13 protein-coding genes are annotated in these 11,842 nt (G+C 73.0%); 12 read left to right on the top strand and 1 reads right to left on the bottom strand.

The features are described 5' to 3' along the window. The first annotated feature begins 1 nt into the window (after position 1). The 6 genes from AYX06_RS13085 (at position 2) to allB (ending at position 7,670) form a co-directional block, all read left to right on the top strand. Positions 2 to 823 carry a bifunctional allantoicase/(S)-ureidoglycine aminohydrolase gene (locus tag AYX06_RS13085; RefSeq protein ID WP_062736145.1) on the top strand — a complete coding sequence of 274 codons (822 nt, stop codon included), beginning with the start codon at positions 2 to 4 and terminating at the stop codon, positions 821 to 823. Positions 824 to 1,057: 234 nt separating this feature from the next. Next, the gene (locus AYX06_RS13080; protein ID WP_062736144.1) at positions 1,058 to 1,864 is read left to right on the top strand and encodes a hydroxypyruvate isomerase family protein; all 807 of its coding nucleotides are present in this window, start codon (positions 1,058 to 1,060) and stop codon (positions 1,862 to 1,864) included. 94 nt (positions 1,865 to 1,958) lie between these two features. Next, positions 1,959 to 2,843, top strand: a complete 885-nt coding sequence (locus AYX06_RS13075; RefSeq protein ID WP_062737061.1) for a 2-hydroxy-3-oxopropionate reductase — start codon at positions 1,959 to 1,961, stop codon at positions 2,841 to 2,843. Between the two features lie 58 nt (positions 2,844 to 2,901). Next, positions 2,902 to 4,677: a glyoxylate carboligase gene (gene gcl / locus AYX06_RS13070; RefSeq protein ID WP_062736143.1), complete on the top strand. Its 1,776-nt coding sequence runs from the start codon at positions 2,902 to 2,904 to the stop codon at positions 4,675 to 4,677. A 43-nt stretch (positions 4,678 to 4,720) separates the two neighbouring features. Further along, positions 4,721 to 5,887 carry a glycerate kinase gene (locus AYX06_RS13065; protein ID WP_062736142.1) on the top strand — a complete coding sequence of 389 codons (1,167 nt, stop codon included), beginning with the start codon at positions 4,721 to 4,723 and terminating at the stop codon, positions 5,885 to 5,887. Between the two features lie 463 nt (positions 5,888 to 6,350). Next, positions 6,351 to 7,670, top strand: a complete 1,320-nt coding sequence (gene allB, locus AYX06_RS13060; protein WP_062737060.1) for an allantoinase AllB — start codon at positions 6,351 to 6,353, stop codon at positions 7,668 to 7,670. A gap of 98 nt (positions 7,671 to 7,768) precedes the next feature. Here allB and AYX06_RS13055 read toward each other — a convergent pair whose 3' ends face one another. Then, positions 7,769 to 7,963 (bottom strand): ferredoxin, encoded by a 195-nt coding sequence (locus AYX06_RS13055; protein WP_062736141.1) that lies wholly within the window; start codon positions 7,961 to 7,963, stop codon positions 7,769 to 7,771. 218 nt (positions 7,964 to 8,181) lie between these two features. On the opposite strand from AYX06_RS13055, the gene AYX06_RS13050 reads away from it, so the two are divergent. The 6 genes from AYX06_RS13050 to AYX06_RS13030 all read left to right on the top strand — a co-directional run bounded on the left by AYX06_RS13050 (position 8,182) and on the right by AYX06_RS13030 (position 11,835). Continuing rightward, the gene (locus tag AYX06_RS13050; RefSeq protein WP_062736140.1) at positions 8,182 to 9,372 is read left to right on the top strand and encodes a cytochrome P450; all 1,191 of its coding nucleotides are present in this window, start codon (positions 8,182 to 8,184) and stop codon (positions 9,370 to 9,372) included. A gap of 69 nt (positions 9,373 to 9,441) precedes the next feature. Next, complete coding sequence (locus AYX06_RS13045; protein ID WP_062736139.1) at positions 9,442 to 9,921, top strand: DUF2975 domain-containing protein; 480 nt, start codon at positions 9,442 to 9,444, stop codon at positions 9,919 to 9,921. Continuing rightward, complete coding sequence (locus AYX06_RS13040; RefSeq protein WP_062736138.1) at positions 9,921 to 10,127, top strand: helix-turn-helix domain-containing protein; 207 nt, start codon at positions 9,921 to 9,923, stop codon at positions 10,125 to 10,127. Before AYX06_RS13045 ends, AYX06_RS13040 begins: the two co-directional genes overlap by 1 nt. A gap of 137 nt (positions 10,128 to 10,264) precedes the next feature. Then, on the top strand, positions 10,265 to 10,432 hold the full coding sequence (locus tag AYX06_RS19865) for a hypothetical protein (protein ID WP_157093465.1): 168 nt from the start codon (positions 10,265 to 10,267) through the stop codon (positions 10,430 to 10,432). Between the two features lie 225 nt (positions 10,433 to 10,657). Further along, positions 10,658 to 11,503, top strand: coding sequence for a sigma factor (locus AYX06_RS13035; protein WP_232319311.1), 846 nt, complete (start codon positions 10,658 to 10,660; stop codon positions 11,501 to 11,503). Between the two features lie 95 nt (positions 11,504 to 11,598). Beyond that, entirely contained in the window at positions 11,599 to 11,835 is a 237-nt protein-coding gene (locus AYX06_RS13030; protein WP_062736137.1) for a DUF1059 domain-containing protein, read from the top strand. The last annotated feature ends 7 nt before the right edge of the window (positions 11,836 to 11,842 follow it).

The raw sequence follows: 11,842 nt of genomic DNA, 5'->3' as shown, positions 1-11,842 counted from the left end.
CATGACCGACCGCACCTACCACGCCCCGCACGGGGGGCACCCGGACCAGTCCCAGCTGCTCACCGACCGGGCGATGTTCACGGAGGCCTACGCGGTGATCCCGCGCGGGACCATGCGGGACATCGTGACCAGCCGGCTCCCGTTCTGGGACGACACCAGGGTCTGGGTGCTCGCCCGGCCCCTGTCCGGGTTCGCGGAGACCTTCTCGCAGTACATCGTGGAGGTCGCCCCCGGCGGCGGCAGCGACCGCCCCGAGACGGAGTCCGGCGTCGAAGGCGTCCTGTTCCTCATGGAGGGCACCCTGACCCTGACCGTGGAGGGCGAGGAGCACGAGCTGACCCCGGGCGGCTACGCGTTCCTGCCGCCGGAGTGCGAGTGGACCGTGCGCGGCACCGGCGACGAGCCCGCCCGCTTCCACTGGATCCGCAAGGCCTACGAGTACGTCCAGGGCGTCGAGGTCCCCGAGCCGTTCGTGACCTCCGACCAGGAGGTCGACCCCACCCCCATGCCGGGCACCGACGGCACGTGGGCGACCACCCGCTTCGTGGACCCCGACGACGTCCGGCACGACATGCACGTGACGATCGTGACCTTCGAGCCCGGGGCGGTGATCCCGTTCGCCGAGACCCACGTGATGGAGCACGGCCTGTACGTCCTCGAGGGCAAGGCCGTCTACCGGCTCAACCAGGACTGGGTGGAGGTCGAGGCCGGCGACTTCATGTGGCTGCGGGCCTTCTGCCCGCAGGCCTGCTACGCCGGCGGCCCGGGCCGCTTCCGGTACCTGCTCTACAAGGACGTCAACCGGCAGATGAAGCTGCGCTGATCCCACGGGCCGGCGCCCCCGGACCCCGCACCGCCCCTTCGCCGTGGCGGTGCGGGGTCCTTCCACGTGCGGGACCGACCGACGACACGCTTCCTTCCGCATCATGGAAAGTAGTTTTCACCGGGGCGTTGACCTGGCCCACGACACGTCGTAGCCTTTTCGTAGAACAGAAATATATTTCCACCATACGAAAGACGTGCTCGTCGCGTCGCACTCCCGACCCAGGAGGACCTGATGTCGTACACCGTGAACTGCTCCATCCTGCTCACCGATCTGCCCCTGCTGGAGCGCCCTGCCGCGGCCAGGGCGGCCGGCTTCGACGCCGTCGAGTTCTGGTGGCCCTTCGCGAGCCCGGTCCCCGCGGACCGCGACGTGGACGCCTTCGTGGCGGCGATCCGGGACGCGGGCGTGCAGCTGAGCGGGCTGAACTTCGACGCCGGCGACATGCCCGGCGGGGACCGGGGTCTCGTGTCCTGGATCGGCCGCGAGGCGGAGTTCGCCGAGAACGTGGCCGTGGTCGCCGCCATCGGCGAGCGGACCGGCTGCACGGCCTTCAACGCCCTCTACGGCAACCGGCAGCCCGAGCACTCCCCCGCGGCGCAGGACGCCCTGGCCGTGCAGAACCTCGTGGCCGCCGCGCAGGGCGTCGCGCGCATCGGCGGCACGGTGCTGCTGGAGCCGGTCTCGGGCACGCCCGCCTACCCGCTGAAGACCGCCCAGGACGCCCTGGACGTCATCACGAAGGTCCGGCAGGCCGGTGCGGACAACATCAGGCTGCTCGCCGACTTCTACCACCTGGCCGTCAACGGCGACGACGTCGCCGCGGTCATCGAGCAGCACGCGGCCGAGTTCGGGCACATCCAGATCGCCGACGCGCCGGGCCGCCACGAGCCCGGAACGGGTGAGCTCCCGCTCCAGCAGTGGATCGACCGCAGCCGGGCGCTCGGCTACTCCGGCCGCGTGGGCCTGGAGTACAAGGCCTCCCAGGAGGATCCCTTCGCGTGGCTCTCCGCCCGGACCGCGTCCCGCACCGGCGCCTGAGCCCTTTCCTTCCCGACACCATCAGCACCTCGAGGAGCGCACCATGACCAGCACCGCGAACGCCGCCGCCACCGGCGGCACCGCCCCCGCCGCCATCCGCAGCGTCACCGTCATCGGCCTCGGCATCATGGGCCTGCCCATGGCCCGGAACCTCGTCGCCGCGGGCTTCGACGTCGTCGGCTTCAACCGCTCCCCGGACAAGGTCGACCGGCTCGTCGAGGCGGGCGGCCGGGGCGCCTCCAGCGTGGCCGAGTCCGTCCGGGACGCCGACGTCGTGATCACCATGGTCCCCGACTCCCCCGACGTGGAGGGGGTCGTCACCGGCGAGGACGGCGTCTTCGCCCGCGCGAAGCAGGGCACGATCTGGATCGACGCGAGCTCCATCCGCCCGGACGTCGCCGCCCGGCTCGCCGAGGAGGCCGCCCGGGCGGGCCTGCGCCCGCTGGACGCCCCGGTCTCCGGCGGCGAGCAGGGCGCGATCGACGCGGCGCTGTCGATCATGGTCGGGGGCGAGGCCGCGGACTTCGAGGCCGCCCGGCCGGTCCTCGAGGCCGTCGGCAGGACGATCGTGCACGTGGGCCCCGCCGGTTCCGGGCAGACCGTCAAGGCCGCCAACCAGCTCGTCGTGGCCGGCAACATCCAGCTCCTCGCCGAGGCCGTCGTCTTCCTCGAGGCCTACGGGGTGGACACGAGCGCCGCCCTGACCGTCCTCGGCGGCGGCCTGGCCGGCTCCAAGGTGCTGGACCAGAAGGGCCGGAAGATGCTCGAGCGCAACTTCGAGCCCGGCTTCCGGCTCCAGCTGCACCACAAGGACATGGGCATCGTGACCGCCGCCGCCCGCGAGGCCGGGGTCACCGTCCCGCTGGGCGCCCTCGTCGCCCAGCTCGTCGCCGCCACGGTGGCCCGCGGCGACGGCGGCCTGGACCACTCCGGCCTGTTCAAGCTCACCGAGGAGCTCTCCGGCCGCTCCGGCCGCTGACCCACCCAGCCCACCGCCTCCCGGCCCGATCCCGGGTCCTGCCTCCAAGGAGTTCACCATGGCCAGAATGCGCACGGTCGACGCCGTCGTCGCCATCCTCGAGAAGGAGGGCGCCACCGAGGCCTTCGGCCTGCCCGGCGCCGCCATCAACCCGTTCTACTCGGCGATGCGCGCCCACGGGGGCATCCGCCACACCCTCGCCCGGCACGTCGAGGGCGCCTCGCACATGGCCGACGGCTACACCCGGGCGGCCCCCGGCAACATCGGGATCTGCGTGGGCACCTCCGGACCCGCCGGCACCGACATGATCACCGGCCTCTACGCCGCCTGGGCCGACTCCGTGCCCATCCTGTGCATCACCGGACAGGCCCCCGTGGCCAAGCTGCACAAGGAGGACTTCCAGGCCGTGGACATCGCCGCCATCGCGGCGCCGGTGACCAAGATGGCGATGACCGTGCTGGAGCCCGGCCAGGTCCCCGGGGCGTTCCAGAAGGCCTTCCAGCTCATGCGCTCCGGCCGCCCCGGACCGGTCCTGCTGGACCTGCCCCTGGACGTCCAGCTCGCCGAGATCGAGTTCGACATCGAGGCCTACGAGCCGATGCGCCCCGAGCGCCCCGCGGCCACCCGGATCCAGGCCGAGAAGGCCCTCGATCTGATGTTCGCCGCGCAGCGCCCGCTGATCGTGGCCGGCGGCGGGATCATCAACGCCGACGCCTCGGAGCAGCTGGTGGAGCTGGCCGAGCTGCTCGACGTCCCCGTGATCCCCACCCTGATGGGCTGGGGCGTCATCCCCGACGACCACCCGCTGATGGCGGGCATGGTGGGCCTGCAGACCTCCCACCGCTACGGCAACGCCACGTTCCTGGAGTCGGACTTCGTGCTGGGCATCGGCAACCGGTGGGCCAACCGGCACACCGGCAGCCTGGACGTCTACACCGCCGGCCGCACGTTCGTGCACGTCGACATCGAGCCCACCCAGATCGGGCGCGTGTTCGCCCCGGACCTGGGCATCGTCTCGGACGCGGGAGCGGCCCTGGACGTCCTGCTCGAGGTCGCCCGCGAGCGCAAGGACCGTGGGCTGGTCCCGGACCGGGACCGGTGGGTGCTGGACTGCGCCCGACGCAAGGGCACCCTGCAGCGCAAGACGCACTTCACGCAGGTCCCGATCAAGCCGCAGCGCGTGTACGAGGAGATGAACACCGCCTTCGGCAAGGACGTCACCTACGTCTCCACGATCGGGCTCTCCCAGATCGCCGGCGGCCAGCTGCTGCACGTGTACGGACCGCGCCGGTGGATCAACGCCGGCCAGGCCGGCCCCCTGGGCTGGACAGCCCCCGCGGCCCTGGGCGTGGTGCGCGCCCAGCCGGAGCGCACCGTGGTGGCCCTCTCGGGGGACTACGACTTCCAGTTCATGGTCGAGGAGCTGGCCGTCGGGGCCCAGTTCAACCTGCCCTATCTGCACGTGGTCGTGAACAACTCCTACCTGGGCCTGATCCGCCAGTCCCAGCGCGGGTTCCAGATGGAGCAGAACGTGTCCCTGGCCTTCGAGAACATCAACTCCCCCGAGACCGCGGGATACGGTGTGGACCACGTGAAGGTGGCCGAGGGCCTCGGCTGCCGGGCCGTGCGGGTGACCGACCCGGAGCAGCTGCAGGAGTCCTTCGCCGAGGCCCACGAGCTGATGGAGCGGTTCCGGGTCCCGGTGGTCGTGGAGGTGATCCTGGAGAAGGTCACCAACATCTCCATGGGCACGGAGATCGACAACGTGGTGGAGTTCGAGCAGCTGGCCGAGTGCGGCGAGGACGCCCCCACCGCGATCGCCCTGCTCGACTGACCCGCCGGCACCGCGCCGGCACCGACCAGACAGGAGGACGGACGTGCGCATCGTCGTCGCCCCGGACAAGTTCAAGGGCTCCCTCGAGGCCCCCGACGTGGCCGCGGCCCTGGAGGAGGGGATCCGCTCGGTGGACCCTTCCGCCGAGGTGGTCCGCCTGCCCGTGGCCGACGGCGGGGAGGGCACCCTCGAGGCCGCCCTCGGCGCCGGGTTCGTCCCGTCGCCCGTCACCGTCACCGGTCCTGTCGGCGAGCCCGTCGAGGCGGAGTTCGCCCTGCGGGACCGCACCGCGGTGGTCGAGATGGCCCTCGCCTCCGGGCTGGCGGCCCTGCCCGTGGACGAGAACGGGCAGCCCGTCCTCGACGCCGGCGGCGCGACGAGCCGCGGCACCGGTGAGCTGGTCCGCGCCGCCCTCGACGCCGGGGCCGAGCGCGTGGTGCTCGGCGTCGGGGGCAGCGCCTGCACGGACGGCGGGGCCGGGCTGCTGCAGGCCCTGGGCGCCCGGCTGCTGGACGCCGCGGGCGAGGAGCTGGGCCGGGGCGGGGCCGCCCTGGCCGGTCTGGCCCGCGTGGACCTCACCGACCTCGACCCGCGCCTGGCGGGCACCGAGTTCGTGCTGGCCGCCGACGTCGACCACCCGCTGCTGGGCGAGCGCGGCGCCGCCGCGGTCTTCGGCCCGCAGAAGGGCGCGGACCCGGATCAGGTGCGGGCGCTCGACGCCGCCCTGACGGTCCTCCGGGACCGGCTCGCCGACGCCCTCGGGCACAGCGCCGCGCGCGCCGCCGAGGCACCCGGGGCCGGTGCCGCCGGCGGCGTGGGCTTCGCGGCCCTCGCCGTGCTCGGCGCCCGCCGCCGCCCTGGCGTCGCGGTGGTCCTCGAGTTCGTCGGCCTCGCGGACCGGCTCGCCGGCGCGGACCTCGTGGTCACCGGCGAGGGCAGCCTGGACGAGCAGTCCCTCGGCGGCAAGACGCCGCTGGGCGTGCTGGAGACGGCCCGGTCCGCGGGCGTGCCCGCGGTCGCGGTCTGCGGGCGGACCACCCTGGAGCCGCGCGTGCTGCGCGAAGCCGGCTTCCGGCGCACCTACGCTCTGACCGAGCTCGAGCCGGACCCCCGCACGTGCATGCGGGAGGCGCGGCGGCTGCTCGAACAGGTGGGCGCCCGCCTCGCCCGCGACCTCCCCGACCTGCTCGCCGGGACCCAGGCCAGCTGACCGGTCCGGCGGCCGGTGCGGACGCCGACGACACGAAGGAACCTCGATGACCGAGAAGAAGACGCCCCAGCAGCCGGAGATTCCCGTCCGGGCCGAGAATCGGGACGGCGATCAGGAGCCGCAGCAGACCCCCCGGCAGCCGCCCGCGGAGCACGGGGTGCGCGGGGACGGCACCGCAGACGCCACGGGCCGCCCGCCGCGGCTGCCCGGGGACCCCGCGGCGACCGCCCAGGAGGACTCCGCCCGTGCGGCCACCAAGCCCGCCGCCGCGCAGGAGGCCTTTCAGGCCGAGCAGGCCCACGAGCTCGAGGTCAGCGAGGACGTCAACGACCCCGAGCGCATCCGCCGCCTGATCGCCGACCACCGGCGCGAGCACGGGCTGCCCGACGACACCGGCGACGCCCCGCGCACGGGAGCGGACGACCAGGGGTCCGACGCCGGCGACCGGCGGGAGTTCGACCTCGTGGTGCGCGGGAGGCGCGTCTCGTGCGGGGACCGCTTCGCACCCCGGGAGATCGGGGTGCGCGGCGGGCGGATCGTGGCCGTCGAGCCCCTCGGGGCCGGTCTGTGCGGGCGCGAGGTCGTGGAGCTGGCCGAGGACGAGACCCTGCTGCCCGGGCTGGTGGACACCCACGTGCACATCAACGAGCCCGGCCGCACCGAGTGGGAGGGCTTCGCCTCCGCGACCCGGGCCGCCGCGGCCGGCGGCGTCACCACCGTCCTGGACATGCCGCTCAACTCGATCCCCGCCACGGTCAACGTGCCGGCCCTGGAGTACAAGCGGCTCTTCGCCCAGGGCAACGTCTTCGTGGACGTCGGCTTCTGGGGCGGGGCGATCCCCGGCAACAAGCCCCACCTGCGCGGGCTGCACGACGACGGCGTCTTCGGCTTCAAGTGCTTCCTGCTGCACTCCGGCGTGGACGAGTTCCCGCACCTCGAGGCCGACGAGCTGGAGGAGGACCTCGCCGAGATCAAGACCTTCGACTCCCTGATGATCGTGCATGCCGAGGACTCCCGCGCCATCGACCGCGCCCCGCGCCCCGAGGGCGACGTCTACGAGAACTTCCTGAGGTCCCGTCCCCGCGGCGCCGAGAACCTGGCGATCGCCGAGGTCATCGAGCGCACCCGGTGGACCGGGGCGCGCTCGCACATCCTGCACCTGTCCTCCTCGGACGCGCTGCCCATGCTGGCCACCGCCAAGCGGGACGGCCTGGACATCACGGTGGAGACCTGCCCGCACTACCTGACGCTGCTCGCCGAGGAGGTGCCCAACGGCGCCACCGCGTTCAAGTGCTGCCCGCCCGTGCGGGAGGTCGGCAACCGCGAGCTGCTGTGGGAGGGGCTGATCGACGGGACCATCGACTTCATCGTCTCCGACCACTCCCCCTCGACCCTGGACCTCAAGGACCTGGACAACGGCGACTTCGGCGTGGCCTGGGGCGGGGTCTCCTCCCTGCAGCTGGGACTGTCGCTGATCTGGACCGAGGCCCGGCGCCGCGGGATCGACCTGGGACGCGTGGTGGAGTGGATGTCCACCAGGCCCGCCCAGCGGGCCGGCCTGCGGTCCAAGGGCAAGCTGGCCCTGGGCTACGACGCGGACCTGGTGGTCTTCGCGCCCGACGACGCGTTCGTGGTCGACGCCGGACGGCTGCACCACAAGAACCCGATCACCCCCTACCAGGGCAAGGCGCTGTCCGGGAAGGTGCGCAGGACCTTCCTGCGGGGCACCGCCGTGGACTTCGAGACACCGCGCGGCCGGCTCGTCCGGCGCGGGGAGAGCTGACCCGGAGCCCGGCCCGCGGTGACGCGGCCCGGGGCAGGACGGTGCGCCCCGGGCCGTCCTCCGCGCCGGAGCCGGCCCCGCCGAGGGACCCTGGGCGGTCAGGGACCGAGCAGGATCGCGGCGACCGGACAGGCCACTGCGGCCTGGCGGACGGCGTGGTGCACCGCCTCCGGTGGTGTGGCATCGAGCAGGACGACGACGCCGTCGTCCTCCCCCTGGTCGAACACCGCCGGCGCCAGGGCGGCGCACTGCCCGGAGCCGGCACACCTGGTCCGGTCCACGCTGACTCGCACGTCCGCCTCCTCGCCCGGCCGGACCCGGGAACGCCCGTGCCGTGTCGCGGATCGCCCGGTCCCGTCCGGTGCCGAACGTACCAGCGGTCCCCGGCCGGCCGCTTCCCTGTTCGTCCGTCGCCGCTGGTCATGACGCATATGGACGGGTTTCCGGCGGCTCTGTAGCGTGGATCACCACGGAAGACGTCACGCCTACGGCCACCAGGACGGGGTGCACCATGGCCTCCACCGAACCCGTCGCCCTGCCGCTCACCCGGCAGTGCCCCTACGCCCCACCGCCCGAGCACCTGCGGCTGCGCGACGAGCATCCGATCGCCCGGGTCAGACTCCCCTCCGGGATGACCGTGTGGGCGCTGACCCGCCACGAGGACATCCGGGCCATGCTGACCGATCCGCGGTTCAGCTCCGACCGCAACCGTCCCGGGTTCCCGGCGTTCACGCACGACCCGGTCCCGGTCTCCCTGAGCCTGCTCGGCATGGACCCGCCCGAGCACGGCCCGGCCCGCCGGGCGGTGATGGGAGAGTTCACGCTCAAGCGGATCACCGCCCTGCGCCCGCGCATCCAGCAGATCGTGGACGACCGCGTCGATGCCCTCCTGGCCGGGCCCCGCCCGGCGGACCTGGTGCAGGCGCTGTCCCTGCCGGTGCCCTCGCTGGTGACCTGCGAACTGCTCGGCGTGCCCTACGCCGAGCACGACTTCTTCCAGAGCCGCTCGGCCACGCTGCTCTCCCGGGGGGTCTCCGTGCAGCAGATCCAGCAGGCGCTGCAGGACCTGCTGTCCTACCTCGACCGGCTGATCACCGCGAAGGAGCAGGCGCCCACCGACGACCTGCTGGGCCGTCAGGTCCGCAGGCAGCAGGAGCAGGGCACGGTGGACCACGAGGCGCTGGTCAGCCTGGCCTTCCTGCTGCTGGTGGCCGGCCACGAGACCACCGCGAACATGATCTCCCTGGGCGTGCTGGCACTGGTCGACCACCCCGAGGACCTGGCCGTGATCCGCCGGGATCCCAGCCGGACCCCGGACGCCGTGGAGGAGCTGCTGCGCTGGTTCACGATCGCCGAGCTGGGCACCTCGCGCGTGGCCCTGGAGGACGTGGAGATCGGCGGGGTGCTCATCCGCGCCGGGGAAGGCGTCCTCGGCCTGTCCAACACCGCCAACCGCGATCCGGAGGTGTTTGCCGACCCGGACTCCTTCGACATCGACCGCGGCGGGCGCCACCACCTCGCCTTCGGCTACGGCCCGCACCAGTGCCTGGGCCAGAACCTCGCCCGCCTGGAGCTGCAGATCGTCCTCGACACCCTGTTCCGGCGCATTCCGCGCCTCCGGTGCACCGTCCCCGTCGACGAGCTGCCCTTCAAGAACGACGCCGACATCTACGGCCTGCACGAGCTCCCCGTCACCTGGTGACCCCCGACCACGGGAATGCACCGACCGCGGCCTATTGACATTCGATAGATATAGACCGACACTCGATGCATGATCGGTGAACATCGGGCGGTCGCCGCCCTCCGGGTCTTCCTCGCACTGCTGTTCGGGATCCTGGTGCTGTTCCAGGTCATGTCCCTGCCCGGGCAGTTCGCGCACATGGCCCAGGAGAACCCCGAGATGGCGTACCTGAGATGGCCGGCCACCGCCGTGACGGTGTTCTGGGTGCTGTGCGCCCAGGTGGTGATCGTGTGCACCTGGAAGCTGCTCACCCTGGTCAAGAAGGACCGCATCTTCAGCGCGGCCTCCCTGGGGTGGGTGGACGCGATCGTGTGGGCCGTCGCCGCGGCGTGGGCGGTGCTGCTGGGCGTGTTTCTCTTCGTCGGCTTCAACGCCGACGACCCCGGCCTGCCGCTGCTGCTGTTCCTGATGCTGACCGGGCTCACCGTGCTGGGGCTGCTCATGGTGGTGATGCGGGCGCTGCTGCGCCGGGCCACGATCCTGCGCACCGACATGGAAGCGGTGATCTGATGCCGATCATCGTGCGCCTCGACGTGGAGCTGGCCAGGCGGAAGATGAGCGTCGGCGAGTTCGCCGAACGGGTCGGGCTCACCCCCGCCAATGTCGCCGTGCTGAAGAACGGCCGGGCCAAGGCGGTGCGCTTCGCCACCCTGGACGCCATGTGCCGGGTGCTCGAGTGCCAGCCCGGGGATCTGCTCGAGTGGGTCGAGGACTGAACCGCCCCAGCCGCCAGCACCGCCGGCGACTCCTCCCCCGGGCAGGAGACCCAGGGCAGGAGACCCATCGCAACAGGCCCAACGCAAGAAACATCGCCCAAGGCAATCCGTGCCGGAGAGTCCCTGAAAGGAAGCCCGTGAAACACGTCCTCCCCGTCCTGATCGTCGCCGTCGGCCTCGCGACCGGTGCCGCCGGCATCGTCTACGGAGAAGCCGACGACTCCCCGGGCCTCCAGGCGCTGGGCGTCCTGCTGGTGCTCGCCGCCGTGGTGTACGGCGTGCGCACCGCCCGGCGCAGCCGCTGACCGCCGACGCCGCAGGCGCGGCGCCTTTCAGCTCCGCGGCGGCTCGCACACGCCCGTCCCCGCAGCTGCCGGCACGCCCGACCCGGGACACCCGGTCGCGGTGCCACCGGCGGTCGGGTGGTCACACTCGAGCCGACCCGTTCGTCCAGCAGGAGAAGTCCGACATGGAACGTCCGGCATGGGACGTCCGACAGGAGGCCGGGCGAACGGTGGAGAATGGGAAGGGTGAGCACGGTGGAGCGCACGGAGATCTTCGAGGCGGAGCGGCCGCGTCTGCTGCGCCTCGCGGTCGGCGTGCTGGCCGACCACGCCGAGGCCGAGGACGTCGTGCAGCAGGCCTGGCTGCGGCTGCACGGGACGGAGGCCGAGATCGAGAACCCGCCCGCCTGGCTGACCACGGTGACCACCCGGCTGTGCCTGGACCGGCTGAAGGCGCGGACCCCGGTCCCCGCGCCCGGGCTCGGGCCGCCGGGGACCGCCCCGGACCCGGCCGACGAGGTCGTGCTCGCCGATGCCGTCGGCGTCGCCCTCCAGCTGGTGCTCGACCGGCTCTCACCCCAGCAGCGTGTCGCGTTCGTGCTGCACGAGAGCTTCGGTGTCGAGTTCGCCACGATCGCCACGATCCTCGGCACCACGCCGGTGGCCGCGCGCAAGCTGGCCTCCCGCGCCCGGGCCAGGGTCGGCGGGTCCGCTCCCGAGGGCCGGGCGGCCGACGGGGCGGTCGTCGACGCCTTCATGGCCGCCGCGCGGCAGGGCGACCTCCAGCGCCTGCTGCGCCTCCTGGCGCCCGACGTCGCCGTGACGGCCGACGACGCCGCGATCCTGGCCGGCGCCCCGCAGCGGATCGACGGCCGGGAGGAGGTGGCGGCGTTCTTCGACGGCAGCGCCCACGCCGCGCTCCCGGTGTCCGTCGGCGGCCGCCCCGCCGCCGCGTGGTTCCACCGCGGCCGGGCCAGGGTCCTCTTCGACATCACCGTCGTCGACGGCCTCGTGGCGCGCATCACCTTCCGCGCCGCACCCGAGGTGCTGGCGCAGGTGGTCCGGCGCGACGGCCAGGGCCGGCGCACCTGATCCCGGCGGTGGTCACATTCCTCACCCGCCGATCGTCGGGACGTCGAACACCAGCACACCGACCCGAACACCCGATCAGAGGAAGGGAACCGACGATGAAGACCATGACCTGCCGCCAGCTGGGAGGGCCCTGCGACCTCGAGCACCGCGGCGAGACGGCCGACGACGTCATCGCCGCCCAGGACCGCCACCTCAAGGAAGCGGTGCAGGCCGGGGGCGCCGACCACCAGGAGGCGCGCGACGCCATGAAGGGCCGCTGGCGGCACCCGAAGCAGTCGCTGGGCTGGTACCGCGACATGAAGCAGGCCTTCGCCGACCTCCCCGAGCAGTGACGCGGGA

This window comes from Kocuria turfanensis, from assembly GCF_001580365.1.
In the GTDB taxonomy this organism is placed as follows: Bacteria; Actinomycetota; Actinomycetes; order Actinomycetales; family Micrococcaceae; genus Kocuria; species Kocuria turfanensis.
Note: the sequence above shows the minus strand (reverse complement) of the source record. Positions and strands in the feature narration are given on the sequence as shown.